Below are 19,263 nucleotides of genomic sequence, written 5' to 3' on the forward strand. Positions count from 1 at the left end.
GGTTGAAGCTGAAAGAAGAAGTCAAAGATGTTGATCAGCTTAACGGACTGACACTGGCTTATATGGGAGACGGCGTAATGGATATGTATGTGCGCTACCGTCTGATTGCCTCCGGCCAGGTGAAACCGAACCAGCTGCACCGGAAAGCGAGCGCCTTTGTATCCGCAAAGGCGCAGGCCCGTGCGGTGCTGCAGCTCCTCGAAAACGGGTTTCTTACAGAAAGGGAACGGGCTGTTACACTGAGGGGGCGAAATGCCAAATCAGGCACCGTGCCCAAAAATACAGATGTGACAACATACAGATACAGCACCGCTTTTGAGGCGCTTCTCGGTTATCTTTATCTGAAGGATGACCATGAAAGACTGGATGCTGTTATGACTGAAACGTTTACTTTACTTGATACGGAAGGGGGGGACTGAGAATGAGTGAAAGACAGGATTATATAGCAGGAAAAAACCCGGTGATCGAGGCACTGAAAGCGAAGCGTCCGGTCAATAAAATCTGGGTTGCAGAAGGTTCCCAGAAAGGCCAGATGAACAAAGTGACGGAACTGGCCAAAACGATGAAAGTGAATGTCCAGTTTGTTCCGAAACGCAAAATTGACCAGATGACCGGGGGGACCCAGCACCAGGGCGTGGTAGCCCAGGTGGCAGCCTATGAATACAGTGATATGGATGACCTGTTCGCAGCGGCTGAAAAGAGCGGGGAAGCACCGCTGTTTCTGCTTCTTGACGAACTGGAGGATCCCCATAACCTCGGGTCGATACTGAGGACGGCGGATGCTGTCGGGGCCCATGGCGTAATCGTGCCGAAACGTCGTTCGGTCGGACTGACCCAGACCGTGGCAAAAGCATCCACCGGTGCCATTGAGCATATACCGGTGGCGCGGGTTACCAACCTTGCCCGTACGATGGATGAGCTGAAGGATCGCGGCCTTTGGTTTGTAGGAACCGACGCCTCAGGAAAGGAAGATTACAGGCAGACTGATTTCACCATGCCTACAGGGCTTGTGATCGGCAGTGAAGGGAAAGGTCTCAGCAGGCTTGTAAAAGAAAAGTGCGATTTTCTTGTGCGGATTCCAATGGCGGGTCACGTCACCTCCCTGAACGCATCGGTTGCTGCCGCTCTTCTCATGTACGAAGTCTATCGGCGCCGTCATCCGGAAGGACAGGGCTGATGCGCAGATTCCTTATTGTAGACGGCTACAATATTATCGGTGACTGGCCTGAACTCAGGGAGCTTCAGACCCGCAACCTGGAAGAAGCGAGGGACATTCTGATAGAAAAAATGGCAGAATACCAGGCCTACACAGGGGCGAGTGTCATTATCGTGTTCGATGCCCACATGGTCCCGGGTCTCGGCCGGAAAATGAAAAACTTCAGACTCGACATTATTTACACGAGAGAAAAGGAAACCGCCGATGAGCGGATTGAAAAACTCGTCCGCACCCTGAAACGGGTAGACACGGAAATCTCCGTTGCTACATCCGACTTCCTTGAACAGCGGGTGATCTTTGCCAGCGGTGCTCTCCGGAAATCCGCAAGGGAACTGCGTAACGAAGTGATGGCGATTGAAAAAAGAATTTCCCGTAAGGTTATGAATGCAAAAAAACATAAGGGGCGATCCAAGCTGCCGATTACGGACGAGATGGCAGAAATATTTGAGAAATGGCGTCGAGGTGAGCGGTGAGCACCTTGACGCCTTTCCTTTTTGTCTAGTATAATGTTTCTATATTTAGACAATTCACAATTCTATCTGGTTAAAAAGGTTTCAATGGCAGTCAGTAAGGGTAAGGAACAGTTTCCTTACTTTTAAAACAGTCATTTGTAATGCGCTTACATCAGGATGGGCCGGTGTCGGCACTCCCTTTTTAACGCGGAGAAAAAAGACAGGGTCGGAGGGATCGCGGTGGCTTTAAACCTCATGGAAACTGGACGGAACGTCAAGTTTGAAGGAATGAACGACGAAACCCTGGTAGAGTATGTCCGGGAGGGAGACAGTGCGGCACTTGAGCATCTGATTAACAAGTACAAAAACTTCGTCAGAGCAAAAGCGAGATCGTACTTCCTTATTGGTGCAGATCATGAAGACATCGTTCAGGAAGGCATGATCGGTCTCTACAAATCCATCCGGGATTTTAAAGGGGACAAGCTTTCTTCCTTTAAAGCGTTCGCCGAGCTGTGCATCACCAGGCAGATCATCACGGCTATCAAAACCGCTACCCGGCAGAAGCACATTCCTCTCAATTCCTACGTTTCACTGGACAAGCCGTTGTACGATGAGGAATCGGACCGGACACTGTTGGACGTCATCTGCGGGTCAAGGGTGAGTAACCCTGAAGAACTGCTCATCAACCAGGAAGAGTTTGATGATATTGAAGTCAAAATGGGTGAAATTTTAAGTGAGCTGGAGCGTCAGGTTCTAATGCTGTATCTGGACGGCCGCAGCTACCAGGAAATTTCAGCCGATCTTAACCGGCACGTAAAATCAATCGATAATGCGCTCCAGCGCGTAAAAAGAAAGCTCGAACGATACGTGGAAATCAAAGGCGTAAAACTGTAAAACCGTGTAAAGCTATTGAAAAGGCTGTGTTCGTATACGTTGTTGTTAATGACCAAATTAATTATGCAGCGAAAGGCGGCGACTCCAGCGGGAATAGCATCAGGTGAAGACCCCGCAGGGCGTTTTTCCCGAGGAGGCTGAAGCGATGCCCGCGGAAAGCGTCCGCCTGCAGCAGAATAAAACAACAGTCTTTCCGAAAGCAGCTTTTAAAAAAGAAAGTATAAAACCCGCAGCCGATAATGGGTACAGGCTTATGCAGGACGGTCAGGACAACCCTCTCAAACTTTCTTCTGCAAAGGTTATGAAAACGGCTGAAACGGGCGACACTGAGAGAAGAGGGGCGATTGACAGCCCTTCTTTTATTGTGATAAGTTGAAATGGTATGTACACATGTACGCACGATCTATTTCACAGCAGTCAAGGAGTATGACATGTCAGCAAAAATCGTTCTCGCATGTTCGGAATGCAAAACCCGGAACTATTCAACCAAAAAGACGGCAGGCAGCCGCGCCGACCGTTTAACAATCAGCAAATACTGCAGTACATGCGGTAAGCATACAACCCATGTCGAGACGAAGTAAATAATAATGACGGGCAGCGGCACAGAGCCGGACCCTTTACAAAAGGTTGGAGGTGGCTTGTATGGCAGAAACATCAACTGCATCATCAGCAAAAAAGCCGGTAAAGTTCCTTAAAGAAGTATCCACGGAAATGAAGCGCGTATCATGGCCGAACCGGAAAGAGCTTGTGCGCTACACAGGTGTCGTAATCGCAACGGTTGCATTCATCGCTGTATTCTTCTTTATTGTTGACTCTGGTATTTCCCAGCTGATTAATTTAATTCTAAACTAGTAAAACACCTGCAGCACACGGCTGGAGAAGTTGGTTTTTAAGAGGAGGGAAGGACTTCACGTCCTGATCGTCATGGAGAAAAATTGGTTTGTTGTCCACACCTATTCAGGTTATGAGAATAAAGTAAAAACGAACCTGGAGAAGCGTGTTGAGTCGATGGACATGACCGACAAGATCTTCCGGGTTCTTGTTCCTGTTGAAGAGGAAACGGAGATTAAGAATGGAAAGAGCAAGCAGGTTACCAAAAAGGTCTTTCCGGGTTATGTTATCGTAGAAATGGTTATGACGGATGATTCCTGGTACGTTGTCCGCAACACGCCGGGTGTAACCGGGTTTGTCGGTTCTGCAGGAGCAGGATCAAAGCCGACACCGCTTCTTCCTGAAGAAGTGGATGCTATTCTGCGTCAAATGGGTGTTGAACAGCCGAAAGCGGAAGTTGACTTCGAGATCAAGGAACCTGTCAAGGTTAAAGAAGGTCCGTTTGCCAACTTCATCGGTACGGTTGAAGACATTTTCGCCGAAAAGCAGAAACTCAAAGTTCACGTCAACATGTTCGGCCGTGAAACACCGGTTGAACTTGAATTCAATCAAGTCGAAAAAGTCCAGTAAATCTTTCCAGGGAGCTGAAGGATTCGGCGAAGCCTTATCCGCACTACCCAAAACGATTTTTAAAAGGACTTGCGATCTGTTTTTGAAAGTGATAAAATTTGAATGTTGTTAATGACGTGAACATCATGTTCACGTTTTTTCCTGCAATCATGCAGATATGAGTGGGAGGGCATCATGCCCGGTTTACCACATCACGGACTTAAGGAGGTGTGTCGCGTGGCTAAAAAGGTCATTAAAGTTGTAAAACTTCAAATCCCAGCTGGTAAAGCAAACCCAGCACCGCCAGTAGGGCCGGCGCTTGGTCAGGCTGGAGTAAACATCATGGGATTCTGTAAAGAATTTAACGCTCGTACACAGGAACAAGCGGGCTTAATTATTCCGGTTGAAATCACGGTATTTGAAGACCGTTCATTTACATTTATCACAAAAACTCCACCGGCTGCAGTTCTTCTGAAGAAAGCAGCAGGAATCGAATCCGGTTCCGGGGAGCCGCACAAGGTGAAAGTGGCAACAGTGAGTCGTGATAAAGTACGTGAAATTGCGGAAACAAAGATGCCTGACCTCAACGCAGCTGATGTAGAATCAGCTATGCGTATGGTTGAAGGTACTGCCCGCAGTATGGGTATCACGGTCGAAGGTTAATCTTAAGGTTAATTGAACCCATGAACCGTCATTGAGGTTGCGAAGCGGGATCCGTCCCGCCCGGCTGCGTGTGCCGTGTTCCTTTACAGGACACAGCGCCCGCTCCGGGGTCGCAGCCTTTATTAGTGGGAGGTCTAACCGCTAAAACCACAATCAAGGAGGAAATAACATGGCTAAGAATGGCAAAAAGTTTGAAGATGCTCAGAAGCTTGTTGACCGCGAAAAAGCGTACGAAGCTCGCGAAGCACTTGAACTTGTTAAGAAAACAGCAACAGCTAACTTTGACGAAACAGTAGAAATGGCTGCCCGTCTTGGAGTAGATCCTAAGAAAGCGGACCAGCAGATCCGCGGCGCAGTTGTTCTTCCAAACGGAACGGGTAAAACCCAGCGTGTCCTTGTTTTCGCGAAAGGCGAAAAAGCCAAGGAAGCGGAAGCTGCAGGAGCGGACTACGTAGGTGAGGAAGACATGATCAACAAAATCAACCAGGGATGGTTTGACTTCGACGTAGTCGTTGCCACTCCGGACATGATGGCCCAGGTTGGTAAACTCGGTCGTGTGCTTGGACCAAAAGGTCTTATGCCGAACCCGAAAACCGGTACTGTAACGTTTGACGTAGAAAAAGCTGTAAACGAAATTAAAGCGGGTAAAGTTGAGTACCGCGTTGATAAATCCGGGAACATCCACGTTCCAATCGGAAAAGTATCCTTTGACGCTGACAAGCTTGAAGAGAACTTCCGCACAATGGTTGACACTCTTATCAAAGCGAAGCCGGCTGCATCCAAGGGAACTTACATGCGTAACGTGTCCGTTGCATCTACAATGGGCCCTGGCGTGAAAGTAAACGCGTCCGCTTTTAAACTTTAATCAAATAAGCAGTTGACTTCCCCTTTTCAGGGCGATATACTGTTTTCTAGTGATTAAAATTTAATCAGTAAATCATACCGCAGACAGCAGGAGCGGCTTGCCGCTTAATACCCTGCCGAGGTGAAATGCCGATCAGAATCCTGTGAGTCAATCACAGGTTACCGATACGTGTGCCTCCATGTCTGCAAAGACCTGGAGGCCTTTTTATTTCTCCCAGTTAAGGTATGAATCCTTGATTCTACAGGAGGTGTAAGTACAGGATGAGCGCAGTGATTGAACAGAAGAAACAGGTCGTTGATGAAATTGCAGCGAAACTGAAAGAAAGCCAGTCTACAATCGTGGTTGATTACCGCGGACTTGACGTGGCGGAAGTAACTGAACTTCGTAAACAGCTTCGTGAAGAAGGCGTTGACTTCAAAGTTTACAAAAACACGATGACGCGCCGCGCGACAGCAGAAGCCGGCCTTTCAGAGCTTGATGAACAGCTTAAAGGACCGACTGCGATCGCGTTCAGTAACGATGATGTAATCGCTCCTGCACGAATTCTTAACAAATTCGCAAAGGATCACGATGCACTTGAAATCAAAGCGGGTGTAATCGAAGGCCGCGTTGCAACTCTTGAGGAAATCAAGGCTATTGCAGAACTGCCTTCCCGCGATGGTCTGCTTGGAATGCTTCTCAGCGTTATGCAGGCTCCAATCCGCAACTTTGCCCTTGCTACAAAGGCGGTTGCAGAGCAGAAAGAAGAACAGGGCGCGTAAATTCAGCCGCCTGACAGCTTAAAAATCACAAGTAATACACTAAATAGGAGGAACGACAAAATGACTAAAGAGCAAATTATCGATGCGATTAAAGAAATGTCTGTTTTGGAACTTAACGACCTCGTTAAAGCAATTGAGGAAGAATTCGGAGTAGAAGCTGCAGCTCCTGTAGCAGTAGCTGGCGGTGGCGCTGGTGAAGCTGCTGAAGAACAAACTGAGTTCGACGTAGTCCTTGAGTCTGCTGGAAGCTCTAAGATCGGCGTAATTAAAGTGGTTCGCGAAATCACTGGCCTTGGTCTTAAAGATGCAAAAGCTCTTGTTGACGGCGCGCCTGCACCAGTAAAAGAAGGCGTATCGAAAGAAGATGCTGAAGAAATGAAAGCTAAGCTTGAAGAAGCTGGCGCTTCTATCGAACTTAAGTAAGATCTGCTCTTACGGCAGAAAGCCCGCTTTGGTAACCCCAAAGCGGGCTTTTTTAACCCGGTGAAATGATGGAGCTGCTCCTTCCGGAAGGGGTTATTAAAGGCTGCTGCTGAATTACCCCCTATGCGGAAAGGTTCCTGTTTTATTACGCTGCAGGCGGGCGCTTTCCGCGGGCAACGCCTTTCCTTTCCGGCTTTCTAATAGAAAGAATAGATACGGTGATTCCATGTTAGGACAGCCTTTAGTATCTTAAAACGGCAGTAATAGAATTTGAAAAAATGAAGCGCAGCCGGTCGCCGGCAGTGAGACTCCTGCGGCAGACGGGGCCAGGGGGAGACACCCCGCAGGGCGGAAGCCCGAGGAGGCTCCCCGGACCGCCGCGGAAAGCGAATGGACGGCGTTCGGCGGAGCGTTGATTCAACCGGAGGTATATTCACTTCTAAACATGTAAGAATGAATGAAGCAGGATTCGCATTGGCACTGCAGTGATATCTGCAGGGTGCCGTGTGGTGGAGCTTTTATAAATCTCATCTAATCAGAACAGTGGGGTGAAAAGAAATGGGGCACTATTACTCGGAAAAACCGGATGTGGAAAGCAGTCCGGCACAGGTGAAGGTCACCATCCGCGGGCAGGAACTTTCCTTCCTTTCCGACAGAGGGGTGTTCTCCAGGGGCGATCTGGATTTTGGAACCCGCACACTACTGGAAGCTTTTGAACTTCCGGAAACGGAAGGTCCGATTGCAGACATCGGCTGCGGCTGGGGGCCGATCGGGATCACACTCGCCTCCGAATTCAGAGGCCGCTCATTTCTCATGGGGGATATTAACGAGCGGGCTGTAAGTCTTGCAAAAAGAAACGCTGAGAAAAACGGGGTGAGCGGGAACACCGATATTATAGTAAGTTCGCTGTTTTCCGCTGTCGATACAGAGGGTTTTGCAGCGATTCTCACCAACCCGCCGATCCGTGCGGGGAAACAGGTTGTTCACCAACTTTTTGAAGATGCTTTCTCCCGCCTGAAGGGAGGAGGGGACCTCTGGGTTGTAATCAGGAAAAAGCAGGGGGCACCATCGGCCGGGAAGAAACTCGAAGAGCTTTTTGGAGATGGGCAGGTTCAGGTCGTCACGAAGGAAAAAGGGTATTTTATCTTCCGTGCCCAAAAGGTTTGACTCGGTATTTTGATTGTGTTAATGTTATGTAATGCGTATGAAAATGAAAATAGGATCAATGCGTTTAAATATAAGTGCTGTGTATAAAAGAGACAGTTAAGGACAGACTAGTAACGTCTTTGCTGTTTTTTTGGGGCTTAAGGCTCTGAAAATACTCTTTTTTTCAGTATGCAGTGCGCAGGTGTACATACACCGCCGGCTTGATCTGACCCGTGCCTGCTTTAGGACAGGTTTTTTGCGTGTTCTTCAGCACGCTGATCATAGATGGGGTTTTTCATGTCTATGTTTAGCCCTGCGTTCTGTGGAAATCCGCTGTACGGCCGAGCTGCCGGCAGGCGGGGGTCCTGAAGAGGGCGCTTGCGCTTTTCTTAATAATAACGTTAGTTTTGAGGGGTGAATCAGTTGACAGGTCAACAAGTTCAGTATGGACGTCACCGCCAGAGAAGAAGTTATGCGCGAATCAATGAAGTGCTGGAACTTCCAAACTTGATTGAAATTCAAACTGCTTCTTATCAATGGTTTCTTGATGAGGGTATCCGTGAGATGTTTCAGGACATCTCTCCAATTGAAGATTTCACAGGTAATCTGGTACTGGAGTTTATCGACTACAGTCTCGGAGAACCGAAGTACTCTGTAGAAGATTCAAAAGAGAGAGATGTAACTTATTCTGCACCTCTTCGTGTTAAGGTCCGCCTTATTAACAAAGAGACAGGAGAAGTGAAAGAGCAGGAAGTATTCATGGGAGATTTCCCACTTATGACCGACACAGGGACGTTTGTCATTAATGGGGCAGAGCGTGTCATCGTATCTCAGCTTGTCCGCTCCCCAAGTGTCTATTTTAATGACAAAATCGATAAAAACGGAAAGAAGGGCTTCGGTGCAACCGTGATTCCAAACCGCGGTGCATGGCTTGAGCTTGAAACTGATGCCAAGGACGTTGTTTACGTCCGTATCGACCGTACACGTAAAATCCCGGTAACCGTACTGCTCCGTGCTCTCGGGTTTGGGACTGATCAAGAGATCATTGACCTTCTGGGAGAAGATGAGTATCTCCGGAATTCGCTCGATAAAGACAACACAGACAGCTCTGAAAAAGCGCTTCTTGAAATCTACGAGCGGCTTCGCCCGGGAGAGCCGCCGACAGTGGAAAACGCCAAGAGTCTTCTTGAATCACGCTTCTTCGATCCGAAGCGATATGACCTGGCAAATGTCGGCCGCTACAAAATGAATAAAAAACTCCATATTAAGGACCGCCTGTTTAATCAGCGTCTGGCAGAAACCCTGGTAGACCCTGACACAGGTGAGGTGCTTGCTGAAGAGGGTGCTGTCATTGACCGCCGTCTTCTTGACCGCCTGATTCCATACCTCGAAAACAATGTCGGTTTTCAGCATTACACGCTTAACGGCGGAGTAGTGGACGAAGAAGAGGTGGAACTTCAGTCTGTTCTTATTTATCCGCAAAACGGGAAAGAAGATGCAGAACCAATCCGTGTAATGAGCAACGGTATGGTTGACCGCAGCGTAAAAAACATTACGCCTGCAGACATCATCTCGTCCATTAACTATTTCTTTAACCTGCTGCACGGCGTCGGTAACACAGATGATATCGACCATCTCGGTAACCGCCGTCTTCGTTCTGTCGGCGAGCTCCTGCAGAATCAGTTCCGTATCGGGCTTTCCCGTATGGAGCGTGTCGTTCGCGAGCGTATGTCCATTCAGGATGCAAACATGATTACGCCTCAGGCGCTCATCAACATCCGACCGGTCATCGCGTCCATTAAAGAGTTCTTCGGAAGCTCCCAGCTTTCCCAGTTCATGGACCAGACGAACCCGCTTGCCGAGCTTACACACAAGCGCCGTCTGTCTGCACTCGGACCTGGTGGTCTGACCCGTGAACGCGCCGGATTTGAAGTTCGTGACGTACACTATTCCCACTACGGGCGTATGTGTCCGATCGAAACGCCGGAGGGACCGAACATCGGTCTGATCAACTCACTTTCCAGCTATGCGAAAGTAAACGAATTCGGCTTCATGGAAGCACCTTACCGTAAGGTTGACCATGAAAAGGGAGCTGTATCCGCCCAAATTGATTATCTGACTGCCGACGAAGAGGACAACTATGTTGTAGCCCAGGCAAACGCCAAGCTGAACGACGATGGTTCCTTTGTTGACGATAACGTTATCTGCCGTTTCCGTGGTGATAACATCGTTGTACCAAAAGACCGTGTCGACTATATGGACGTATCACCGAAACAGGTTGTATCGGCCGCGACAGCATGTATTCCGTTCCTTGAAAACGATGACTCCAACCGTGCCCTGATGGGAGCGAACATGCAGCGTCAGGCTGTACCGCTCATGAATCCTGAATCCCCAATCGTGGGAACAGGCATGGAATACGTGTCTGCGAAGGATTCCGGAGCTGCCGTGATTTCCAGATCCAAAGGCCGCGTGGAACGTGTGTCCGGAAGCTACATCCAGGTCCGCCGCATTGAAGAAGTGGACGGCAAGGAAGTGGAAGGCGACGCGATCCGCTATAATCTGCAGAAATTCATTCGTTCCAACCAGGGTACCTGCTACAACCAGCGCCCAATTGTGGAAGAGGGCAACATCGTCACAAAAGGAGAAATCCTTGCTGACGGGCCGTCCATGGAACTCGGTGAAATGGCTCTTGGCCGTAACGTGCTCGTAGGATTTATGACATGGGACGGTTACAACTATGAGGATGCCATCATTCTCAGCGAACGCCTTGTAAAAGACGATGTATATACGTCGATTCATATTGAAGAATACGAGTCCGAAGCCCGTGATACGAAGCTTGGACCGGAAGAAATCACACGCGACATTCCAAACGTCGGTGAGGATGCACTCCGCAACCTCGACGACCGCGGGATTATCCGTGTCGGTGCCGAAGTGAAAGACGGCGACATTCTCGTGGGTAAAGTCACGCCAAAAGGTGTAACTGAACTTACGGCAGAAGAACGCCTCCTTCACGCCATCTTCGGTGAAAAAGCACGTGAAGTGCGTGATACCTCCCTGCGTGCCCCGCACGGCGGTGACGGAATTGTGCTTGACGTGAAAATCTTTAACCGTGAAGACGGTGATGAACTGCCTCCTGGCGTGAACCAGCTTGTACGTGTTTATATCGTACAGAAGCGTAAAATTCACGAAGGAGACAAAATGGCCGGACGTCACGGAAACAAAGGTGTTATCTCCAGAATCCTCCCTGAGGAAGATATGCCGTACATGCCTGACGGAACACCGATTGATATCATGCTTAACCCTCTAGGGGTACCATCACGTATGAACATCGGTCAGGTGCTTGAAATGCACCTCGGAATGGCTGCGAGAAACCTCGGCATTCACGTGGCTTCACCGGTATTTGACGGTGCCCGCGAGGAAGATGTCTGGGGAACGATTTCCGAAGCCGGCATGGCTGAAGATGCGAAGACGGTCCTTTATGACGGAAGAACCGGTGAACCGTTTGACAACCGTGTATCTGTCGGTGTGATGTACATGATTAAACTGGCACACATGGTTGACGATAAACTGCACGCCCGTTCTACAGGGCCATATTCCCTTGTTACACAGCAGCCGCTCGGTGGTAAAGCCCAGTTCGGTGGACAGCGATTCGGGGAGATGGAGGTATGGGCACTTGAAGCCTATGGTGCTGCCTATACACTGCAGGAAATTCTTACTGTGAAATCCGATGATGTCGTTGGACGTGTGAAAACGTATGAAGCGATTGTCAAAGGTGAAAACGTACCTGAACCGGGAGTACCTGAATCCTTCAAAGTACTGATTAAGGAACTTCAGAGTCTCGGTATGGACGTGAAGATGCTCTCCAGTAATGAAGAGGAAATCGAAATGCTGGAGCTTGACGATGAAGAAGAACAGAACAACGACAAGCTGAACCTGAACCTCGAGTCCAGTGAATCAAACGGTTAATGGCAGATCCTGAAAGTCGAAAGGGAGGTTGGCCCCTTGATAGATGTAAATAACTTTGAGTATATGAAGATTGGCTTGGCATCTCCGGACAAGATACGGTCCTGGTCAAGAGGCGAAGTTAAAAAGCCTGAAACAATCAACTACAGAACACTGAAGCCGGAAAAAGACGGCCTGTTCTGTGAACGCATTTTCGGTCCGACGAAAGACTGGGAATGCCACTGCGGTAAATACAAACGCGTCCGCTATAAGGGCGTTGTCTGTGACCGCTGCGGCGTGGAAGTTACCCGCGCCAAAGTCCGCCGTGAGCGTATGGGGCACATTGAACTTGCTGCCCCTGTCTCTCACATCTGGTACTTCAAAGGGATTCCGAGCAGAATGGGACTTGTCCTGGACATGTCCCCGCGCTCCCTTGAAGAAGTCATTTATTTTGCTTCCTACGTTGTAACGGAAACGGGCGATACGCCGCTTGAGCTCAAGCAGCTGCTCTCCGAGCGTGAGTACCGTACCTACCGTGAAAAATACGGCCGTTCCTTTACGGCGCAGATGGGTGCCGAAGCGATCCGCAAGCTTCTTCAGGACATCGATCTCGACAAGGAAGTAAAAATGCTGAAAGAAGAGCTTCTCACTGCACAGGGCCAGCGCCGCACACGTGCGATTAAACGCCTTGAGGTGCTTGAAGCCTTCCGTAATTCCGGCAACAACCCGGACTGGATGATTCTGGACGTGCTGCCGGTCATCCCGCCGGAACTTCGCCCGATGGTACAGCTGGACGGCGGACGTTTTGCCACGTCTGACCTGAACGACCTGTATCGCCGTGTAATTAACCGGAACAACCGTCTGAAGCGTCTTCTTGACCTTGGTGCACCGAGCATCATCGTACAGAACGAGAAACGTATGCTTCAGGAAGCGGTGGATGCCCTGATCGACAACGGCCGTCGCGGCCGCCCTGTTACAGGACCGGGTAACCGTCCGCTGAAGTCTCTCTCCCACATGCTTAAAGGTAAGCAGGGACGTTTCCGTCAGAACCTTCTCGGTAAACGTGTAGACTACTCCGGCCGTTCCGTAATCGTAGTAGGTCCGCACCTGAAGATGTATCAGTGCGGTCTGCCTAAGGAAATGGCGCTGGAGCTGTTCAAGCCTTTCGTCATGAAAGAGCTCGTCAGCAAAGGCCTTGCCCATAATATTAAGAGCGCGAAGCGTAAAGTTGAGCGTGTTCAGCCTGAAGTCTGGGATGTTCTTGAAGAAGTGATCAGAGAGCATCCGGTTCTTCTTAACCGTGCCCCTACACTTCACAGACTGGGAATTCAGGCGTTTGAACCAACACTTGTAGAAGGCCGCGCCATTAAGCTTCACCCGCTCGTATGTACGGCATACAACGCCGACTTCGACGGTGACCAGATGGCCGTTCACGTGCCCCTTTCAGCAGAGGCCCAGGCGGAATCCCGTCTTCTCATGCTGGCTGCACAGAACATCCTGAACCCTAAGGACGGTAAGCCGGTTGTAACGCCATCCCAGGATATGGTTCTTGGTAACTACTACCTTACACTCGAGCGTAAGGATGCTGTTGGCGAAGGGAATGTCTACTACAGTGCCGATGAAGTGCTGACTGCCTATCAGAACGGGTATGTCCACCTTCACACAAGAATCTCGGTACCTGTAAACTCCCTTCCGAACAAACCATTCAAGGAAGATCAGAAAGACAAGATGCTCCTTACATCTGTAGGTAAGATTATCTTTAACGAAATTCTTCCGCCGGAGTTCCCGTATATCAACGAACCGACGGGCTACAACCTGCAGGAGGAAATTCCGGAAAAATACATCGTTACAACTGATACGGATGTAAAAGCGGAGATTAAAGCACGGGATATTGTAAAACCATTCAAAAAAGGTTTCCTCGGTGATATCATCGCGGAAGTCTTCAAGAAATTTAAAGTATCCGAAACATCTGTCATGCTTGATAAGATGAAGGATCTCGGTTTCTACTACTCCACGAAAGCCGGTATTACAATCGGTGTATCCGATATCGTGGTACTGAAGGACAAACAGGAAATCCTTGATGAAGCAGAACAGAAAGTTGAGCGCATCCTCAAGCAGTACCGCCGCGGTCTGATTACAGAGGAAGAGCGTTACGATAAAGTAATCGAGATCTGGAGTTCGGCTAAAGATGTGATCCAGAGCAAATTGATGGGCACACTTGACCCGACAAACCCGATCTTTATGATGAGTGACTCCGGTGCCCGGGGTAACGCATCGAACTTTACCCAGCTCGCCGGTATGCGTGGACTCATGGCCAACCCGTCCGGACGGATTATCGAGCTTCCGATTAAATCCAGTTTCCGTGAGGGACTTACGGTTCTTGAGTACTTTATTTCCACACACGGTGCCCGTAAAGGTCTTGCCGATACAGCCCTTAAAACAGCTGACTCGGGTTACCTTACGCGCCGTCTCGTAGATGTGGCACAGGACGTAATCGTCCGTGAAAAAGACTGTGGAACCGACCGCGGTCTGAAGGTCGCATCTATTACAGAAGGAACAGAAGTGATCGAGCCGCTCTACGATCGTCTCGTGGGCCGTGCTACGTTCCAGACTGTCCGTCATCCTGAATCAGGAGAGGTTCTTGCAGAGAAGAACGAGACGCTGGACGAAGATAAGGCAAAAGTGATTGAAGACGCAGGCGTTAAGGAAGTTACAATCCGTTCCGCCTTCACCTGTGATACGAAACACGGGGTATGTAAAGCGTGTTACGGCCGCAACCTGGCAACGGGTTCAGAGGTTGAAGTCGGTGAAGCTGTCGGGATTATTGCCGCACAGTCCATCGGTGAGCCGGGTACACAGCTTACAATGCGTACATTCCACACAGGCGGGGTAGCCGGTGACGATATTACGCAGGGTCTTCCGCGTATCCAGGAGCTTTTCGAAGCCCGGAACCCGAAAGGTCAGGCAGTCATTTCCGAGATCGAAGGTACGGTTACCGACGTGAAGGAAGTGAACGAGAAGAAGGAAATCATGGTTAAAGGTGAGATCGAAACCCGTTCTTACACAACGCCATATGGTGCCAGACTCAAAGTGGAAGTCGGTACGGAAGTGAAACCGGGAGAGGAACTCACAGAAGGTTCCATTGATCCTAAAGAACTTCTTACAGTATCCGGCGTACAGGGTGTACAGGAGTACCTCCTTCGTGAAGTACAGAAAGTATACCGTATGCAGGGTGTGGAAATCGGCGACAAGCACGTTGAGGTAATGGTACGTCAGATGCTTCGCAAAATCCGGGTGCTTGATGCAGGAGATACGGAAGTTCTTCCGGGATCCCTTGTTGAAATCCATCAGTTTAACGAAGCAAACAAAGATGTTCTCCTCCGTGGAGGCACACCGTCAACCGGTAAACCGGTACTGCTCGGTATTACAAAAGCCTCTCTTGAGACGGACTCGTTCCTCTCAGCGGCATCCTTCCAGGAGACAACGCGTGTCCTTACAGATGCAGCGATCAAAGGGAAGCGGGATGAGCTCGTGGGACTCAAGGAGAACGTTATTATCGGTAAGCTTGTACCAGCCGGTACCGGCATGCAGCGCTACCGTAAAATCAATGTGGCTATGGACGAGGAAGAACAGACCGAAGTCCCTGCCATTGAAGAGGCAGCTGTACAGGAGTAATTGTCAGGAGGGAGCAGGGGCCCTGTGCCCCCTCCCCGCCTGATTCTCATTACCTGGAGATGCAGCTTCCGAATCAGTCAGCTCAAAATAATTTAAAGCCGCTATTGACACACAATTTTCACGGTGGTACTATGTAGTGGTGCGCCTAATACCTGATGCTTTGGAGGATTATCTATGTCTTATGAAAAAGTAGTGCAGGCCAGTGATAGAATAGTGGGCACCAAACAGACTTTAAAAGCACTGGAAGATAAACAGGTTAAAGAATTGATCATTGCAGACGATGCTGATCATAAAGTACTGTCCCGTGTATTGGCTGAAGCTGAAACACAGGGAATACCGGTACAGACGGTCGATTCTATGAAAAAGCTTGGAAAAGCCTGTGGAATCGATGTATCAGCAGCGATCGTAGCAATAAAAAAGTAAAAGGGGTTTTTGCTTGAGGGGCAGCCCTCACCAGGCAAAAACTTTACTTTTGCCCTTTTATGAACCACCTGGACCAGTGGACTTAAATATCGTTGATATGAAAGGAGGAAGACCATGCCTACAATTAATCAGCTAGTACGTAAAGGCCGGGTTTCCAAAACAAAGAAATCCGACTCACCAGCTCTTAATAAAGGTTACAACAGCTTCAAAAAGGTTCAGACAGACCTAAGCTCACCGCATAAGCGTGGCGTATGTACCCGTGTTGGTACTATGACACCGAAGAAGCCGAACTCGGCCCTTCGTAAATATGCACGTGTGCGTCTTACGAACCAGATCGAGGTAACTGCCTACATCCCAGGGATCGGGCACAACCTTCAGGAGCACAGTGTTGTTCTTATCCGCGGCGGACGAGTAAAAGACCTTCCGGGTGTCCGTTACCACATCGTACGTGGTGCGCTTGACACCGCAGGAGTTGAAAACCGTGCGCAGGGACGTTCCAAGTACGGAACGAAGCGTCCTAAGAAATAACGGACGAGTCGATCGAATATACAGAGACCTAACATCAGGAAGGAGGGGACCACATGCCTCGTAAAGGACCAGTACCAAAGAGAGACGTACTACCAGATCCGCTTTACAAATCAAAGCTAGTTACTCGTCTGATCAACCGTATGATGATCGACGGTAAGAAAGGTAAGGCACAGACTACGCTTTACCGTTCCTTTGAACTTGTTAAAGAGCGTACCGGCAATGATCCTCAGGAAGTTTTTGAACAAGCTCTTAAGAACATCATGCCAGTACTTGAAGTAAAAGCCCGTCGTGTTGGTGGTGCAAACTACCAGGTGCCAATCGAAGTTAAGCCTGAGCGTCGTACGACACTAGGCCTTCGCTGGCTCGTGAGCTACGCTCGTCTTCGTGGAGAAAAATCCATGGAAGAGCGCCTTGCTAACGAAATCATGGACGCAGCAAACAATACGGGAGCCGCTGTTAAGAAGCGCGAAGACACTCACCGTATGGCGGAAGCTAACAAAGCATTCGCTCACTACCGCTGGTAAAAGGATGATGTCCTTTGTGCAGATGGTCTGCCGCTGTAATGCTGCAGCCGTCTGCCGGACAATCTCCCGGCAATACAGTATCAAGCCGTCATCACGGAATGCCCTTCACCGGCAGACCGGAAGCTGACGTGCAAACCAACATCTTCATTGAGGAAGGAGAAAATGACCATGGGAAGAGAATTCTCCTTGGAAAAAACACGTAATATCGGGATCATGGCTCACATCGATGCCGGTAAAACGACAACAACTGAACGTGTTCTTTTCTATACCGGGCGTATTCATAAGATTGGTGAAACGCACGAGGGTGCTTCTCAAATGGACTGGATGGACCAGGAGCAGGAGCGTGGAATCACGATCACTTCTGCTGCGACCACAGCCGCTTGGAAAGAACACCGTGTAAACATCATCGATACTCCTGGACACGTAGACTTTACCGTAGAGGTAGAGCGTTCTCTGCGTGTACTAGACGGTGCGGTAGCAGTACTTGACGCACAGTCAGGTGTAGAACCACAGACAGAAACTGTATGGCGCCAGGCAACAACTTACGGCGTACCACGGGTTGTTTTCGTAAACAAAATGGACAAGATCGGTGCCGACTTCATCTACTCTCTCGGTACACTGACTGATCGTCTCGGTGCAAACGCACAAGCGATCCAGCTGCCAATCGGTGCAGAGGATGAATTCGAAGGAATCATCGACCTTGTTGAAATGCAGGCCTTCTATTACTTAGATGATCTCGGGTCACGTACAGAAGCACGTGAAATCCCGGATGAGTATAAGGATCAGGCGAACGAGTACCGTGAAAAACTTATGGAAGCTGTATCCGAACTTGACGAGGACCTCATGATGAAGTACCTCGAAGGTGAAGAGATCACTACTGAAGAGATCAAAGCAGCGATCCGTAAAGGTACCTGTGACGTTGAATTCTACCCGGTTATCTGCGGTTCCGCCTTTAAAAACAAAGGTGTCCAGCTTATGCTTGACGCAGTAATCGATTATCTGCCGTCCCCATTGGATGTACCTCCAATGACAGGACTTCTTCCGGAAAGTGAAGAAGAAGTTCTCCGTAAACCAGGTGACGAAGAGCCATTTTCCGCACTTGCGTTTAAGGTAATGACGGATCCATTCGTCGGTAAGCTTACGTTTTTCCGTGTATACTCCGGAACTGTTGATGCAGGTTCTTACGTTAAGAACTCTACAAAAGACAAGCGTGAGCGTATGGGGCGTATCCTTCAGATGCACGCGAACCACCGTGAAGAGATTCCGACTTGCTACTCCGGTGATATCGCAGCAGGTGTAGGTCTGAAGAACACTTCTACAGGGGATACACTCTGTGACGAGAAGGACACTGTTATTCTCGAATCAATGGAATTCCCTGAGCCTGTAATCTCTCTATCTGTTGAGCCTAAATCAAAAGCAGACCAGGATAAAATGGGTATTGCTCTTGCCAAGCTTGCAGAAGAAGATCCAACATTCCGCACACACACTGATGAAGAAACAGGACAGACGATCATCGCTGGTATGGGTGAGCTTCACCTCGACATCATCGTTGACCGTATGAAGCGTGAATTCAAAGTGGAAGCGAACGTTGGTGCTCCTCAGGTATCTTACCGTGAATCTATTCGCCAGGCGGCGAAAGTTGAAGGTAAATTCGTACGTCAGTCCGGTGGACGCGGTCAGTTCGGTCACGTCTGGGTTGAGTTCGAACCTAACGAAGAGGGCGCAGGATTTGAATTCGTTGATAAAATCGTCGGCGGTGTTGTTCCACGTGAATACATCCCATCTGTTGGACAGGGTCTTGAAGAGTCCCTTAAAAACGGTATGCTTGCCGGTTACGAAGTTATCGACGTAAAAGCGACGCTCGTTGATGGATCCTACCATGATGTAGACTCCAACGAGATGGCGTTTAAAGTAGCTGCTTCTCTTGCAGTAAAAGAAGCGGCGAAAAAATGTGACCCAGCAATTCTTGAGCCGGTAATGAAAGTTGAAGTTGTCGTGCCTGAAGAGTACATGGGAGACATTATGGGTGACGTAACTTCCCGCCGTGGACGCGTGGAAGGAATGGAAGCCCGCGGAAACGCACAGATTGTTAAAGCAATGGTGCCGCTTTCCGAAATGTTCGGCTACGCAACATCACTGCGTTCCAACACGCAGGGCCGTGGTCAGTACACAATGCACTTCGACCACTATGAAGAGGTTCCGAAGAGCATTTCCGAAGAGATCATTAAAAAACAGACCGGTAAGTAATCGGTTATTGTTTCAAGGCTGATTTTGTTGTAAGCTAAACTTGTTGTAAGCTTAGAGTGATAAA

19 protein-coding genes and 1 other annotated feature are annotated in these 19,263 nt (G+C 49.2%); all 19 genes read left to right on the top strand.

Going from position 1 to position 19,263, the window contains the following annotated elements:
- Positions 1–2: 2 nt before the first annotated feature.
- The 19 genes from FGB90_RS17640 to fusA all read left to right on the top strand — a co-directional run bounded on the left by FGB90_RS17640 (position 3) and on the right by fusA (position 19,199).
- Complete coding sequence (locus FGB90_RS17640) at positions 3–419, top strand: Mini-ribonuclease 3 (RefSeq protein ID WP_138812196.1); 417 nt, start codon at positions 3–5, stop codon at positions 417–419.
- Positions 420–421: 2 nt separating this feature from the next.
- Complete coding sequence (gene rlmB, locus FGB90_RS17645) at positions 422–1,177, top strand: 23S rRNA (guanosine(2251)-2'-O)-methyltransferase RlmB (protein ID WP_138812197.1); 756 nt, start codon at positions 422–424, stop codon at positions 1,175–1,177.
- On the top strand, positions 1,177–1,689 hold the full coding sequence (locus FGB90_RS17650) for an NYN domain-containing protein (RefSeq protein WP_138812198.1): 513 nt from the start codon (positions 1,177–1,179) through the stop codon (positions 1,687–1,689). Before rlmB ends, FGB90_RS17650 begins: the two co-directional genes overlap by 1 nt.
- Positions 1,690–1,923: 234 nt before the next feature.
- On the top strand, positions 1,924–2,562 hold the full coding sequence (gene sigH, locus FGB90_RS17655) for an RNA polymerase sporulation sigma factor SigH (protein ID WP_138812374.1): 639 nt from the start codon (positions 1,924–1,926) through the stop codon (positions 2,560–2,562).
- Between the two features lie 145 nt (positions 2,563–2,707).
- Positions 2,708–2,938: a hypothetical protein gene (locus FGB90_RS17660; RefSeq protein WP_138812199.1), complete on the top strand. Its 231-nt coding sequence runs from the start codon at positions 2,708–2,710 to the stop codon at positions 2,936–2,938.
- Between the two features lie 55 nt (positions 2,939–2,993).
- Complete coding sequence (gene rpmG / locus FGB90_RS17665) at positions 2,994–3,143, top strand: 50S ribosomal protein L33 (protein ID WP_138812200.1); 150 nt, start codon at positions 2,994–2,996, stop codon at positions 3,141–3,143.
- 61 nt (positions 3,144–3,204) lie between these two features.
- Positions 3,205–3,414, top strand: coding sequence for a preprotein translocase subunit SecE (gene secE, locus FGB90_RS17670; protein ID WP_138812201.1), 210 nt, complete (start codon positions 3,205–3,207; stop codon positions 3,412–3,414).
- Between the two features lie 72 nt (positions 3,415–3,486).
- The gene (gene nusG / locus FGB90_RS17675; RefSeq protein WP_138812375.1) at positions 3,487–4,023 is read left to right on the top strand and encodes a transcription termination/antitermination protein NusG; all 537 of its coding nucleotides are present in this window, start codon (positions 3,487–3,489) and stop codon (positions 4,021–4,023) included.
- Positions 4,024–4,239: 216 nt separating this feature from the next.
- A complete protein-coding gene (gene rplK, locus FGB90_RS17680; protein WP_138812202.1) occupies positions 4,240–4,665 on the top strand; it encodes a 50S ribosomal protein L11 in 426 nt (141 codons plus the stop codon).
- Positions 4,666–4,834: 169 nt separating this feature from the next.
- The gene (gene rplA, locus FGB90_RS17685; protein WP_138812203.1) at positions 4,835–5,530 is read left to right on the top strand and encodes a 50S ribosomal protein L1; all 696 of its coding nucleotides are present in this window, start codon (positions 4,835–4,837) and stop codon (positions 5,528–5,530) included.
- A gap of 59 nt (positions 5,531–5,589) precedes the next feature.
- Positions 5,590–5,744, top strand: a sequence feature (ribosomal protein L10 leader region).
- Between the two features lie 46 nt (positions 5,745–5,790).
- The gene (gene rplJ, locus FGB90_RS17690; RefSeq protein WP_138812204.1) at positions 5,791–6,291 is read left to right on the top strand and encodes a 50S ribosomal protein L10; all 501 of its coding nucleotides are present in this window, start codon (positions 5,791–5,793) and stop codon (positions 6,289–6,291) included.
- Positions 6,292–6,351: 60 nt separating this feature from the next.
- Positions 6,352–6,714: a 50S ribosomal protein L7/L12 gene (rplL, locus tag FGB90_RS17695; RefSeq protein WP_138812205.1), complete on the top strand. Its 363-nt coding sequence runs from the start codon at positions 6,352–6,354 to the stop codon at positions 6,712–6,714.
- Between the two features lie 558 nt (positions 6,715–7,272).
- Complete coding sequence (locus tag FGB90_RS17700) at positions 7,273–7,881, top strand: class I SAM-dependent methyltransferase (RefSeq protein ID WP_138812206.1); 609 nt, start codon at positions 7,273–7,275, stop codon at positions 7,879–7,881.
- Between the two features lie 402 nt (positions 7,882–8,283).
- Complete coding sequence (gene rpoB / locus FGB90_RS17705; RefSeq protein WP_138812207.1) at positions 8,284–11,826, top strand: DNA-directed RNA polymerase subunit beta; 3,543 nt, start codon at positions 8,284–8,286, stop codon at positions 11,824–11,826.
- Positions 11,827–11,862: 36 nt separating this feature from the next.
- Positions 11,863–15,477 (top strand): DNA-directed RNA polymerase subunit beta', encoded by a 3,615-nt coding sequence (gene rpoC / locus FGB90_RS17710; RefSeq protein ID WP_138812208.1) that lies wholly within the window; start codon positions 11,863–11,865, stop codon positions 15,475–15,477.
- A 174-nt stretch (positions 15,478–15,651) separates the two neighbouring features.
- Positions 15,652–15,900 carry a 50S ribosomal protein L7ae-like protein gene (locus FGB90_RS17715; RefSeq protein ID WP_138812209.1) on the top strand — a complete coding sequence of 83 codons (249 nt, stop codon included), beginning with the start codon at positions 15,652–15,654 and terminating at the stop codon, positions 15,898–15,900.
- 114 nt (positions 15,901–16,014) lie between these two features.
- Entirely contained in the window at positions 16,015–16,428 is a 414-nt protein-coding gene (gene rpsL, locus FGB90_RS17720) for a 30S ribosomal protein S12 (RefSeq protein ID WP_138812210.1), read from the top strand.
- A gap of 53 nt (positions 16,429–16,481) precedes the next feature.
- A complete protein-coding gene (gene rpsG / locus FGB90_RS17725) occupies positions 16,482–16,952 on the top strand; it encodes a 30S ribosomal protein S7 (RefSeq protein WP_138812211.1) in 471 nt (156 codons plus the stop codon).
- A 168-nt stretch (positions 16,953–17,120) separates the two neighbouring features.
- Positions 17,121–19,199 carry an elongation factor G gene (fusA, locus tag FGB90_RS17730; RefSeq protein WP_138812212.1) on the top strand — a complete coding sequence of 693 codons (2,079 nt, stop codon included), beginning with the start codon at positions 17,121–17,123 and terminating at the stop codon, positions 19,197–19,199.
- Positions 19,200–19,263: the final 64 nt, after the last annotated feature.

It is taken from the genome of Alteribacter natronophilus (assembly GCF_006007885.1).
Classification (GTDB): domain Bacteria; phylum Bacillota; class Bacilli; order Bacillales; family Salisediminibacteriaceae; genus Alteribacter; species Alteribacter natronophilus.

Coding starts and splice junctions, on each gene's coding strand:
- rpsL (WP_138812210.1), top strand. CDS start 16,015: ATGCCTACAATTAATCAGCTAGTACGTAAAGGCCGGGTTTCCAAAACA.
- FGB90_RS17660 (WP_138812199.1), top strand. CDS start 2,708: ATGCCCGCGGAAAGCGTCCGCCTGCAGCAGAATAAAACAACAGTCTTT.
- FGB90_RS17650 (WP_138812198.1), top strand. CDS start 1,177: ATGCGCAGATTCCTTATTGTAGACGGCTACAATATTATCGGTGACTGG.
- rlmB (WP_138812197.1), top strand. CDS start 422: ATGAGTGAAAGACAGGATTATATAGCAGGAAAAAACCCGGTGATCGAG.
- FGB90_RS17715 (WP_138812209.1), top strand. CDS start 15,652: ATGTCTTATGAAAAAGTAGTGCAGGCCAGTGATAGAATAGTGGGCACC.
- rplJ (WP_138812204.1), top strand. CDS start 5,791: ATGAGCGCAGTGATTGAACAGAAGAAACAGGTCGTTGATGAAATTGCA.
- secE (WP_138812201.1), top strand. CDS start 3,205: ATGGCAGAAACATCAACTGCATCATCAGCAAAAAAGCCGGTAAAGTTC.
- rplL (WP_138812205.1), top strand. CDS start 6,352: ATGACTAAAGAGCAAATTATCGATGCGATTAAAGAAATGTCTGTTTTG.
- rpsG (WP_138812211.1), top strand. CDS start 16,482: ATGCCTCGTAAAGGACCAGTACCAAAGAGAGACGTACTACCAGATCCG.
- sigH (WP_138812374.1), top strand. CDS start 1,924: ATGGAAACTGGACGGAACGTCAAGTTTGAAGGAATGAACGACGAAACC.
- FGB90_RS17700 (WP_138812206.1), top strand. CDS start 7,273: ATGGGGCACTATTACTCGGAAAAACCGGATGTGGAAAGCAGTCCGGCA.
- fusA (WP_138812212.1), top strand. CDS start 17,121: ATGGGAAGAGAATTCTCCTTGGAAAAAACACGTAATATCGGGATCATG.
- rplA (WP_138812203.1), top strand. CDS start 4,835: ATGGCTAAGAATGGCAAAAAGTTTGAAGATGCTCAGAAGCTTGTTGAC.
- nusG (WP_138812375.1), top strand. CDS start 3,487: ATGGAGAAAAATTGGTTTGTTGTCCACACCTATTCAGGTTATGAGAAT.
- rpmG (WP_138812200.1), top strand. CDS start 2,994: ATGTCAGCAAAAATCGTTCTCGCATGTTCGGAATGCAAAACCCGGAAC.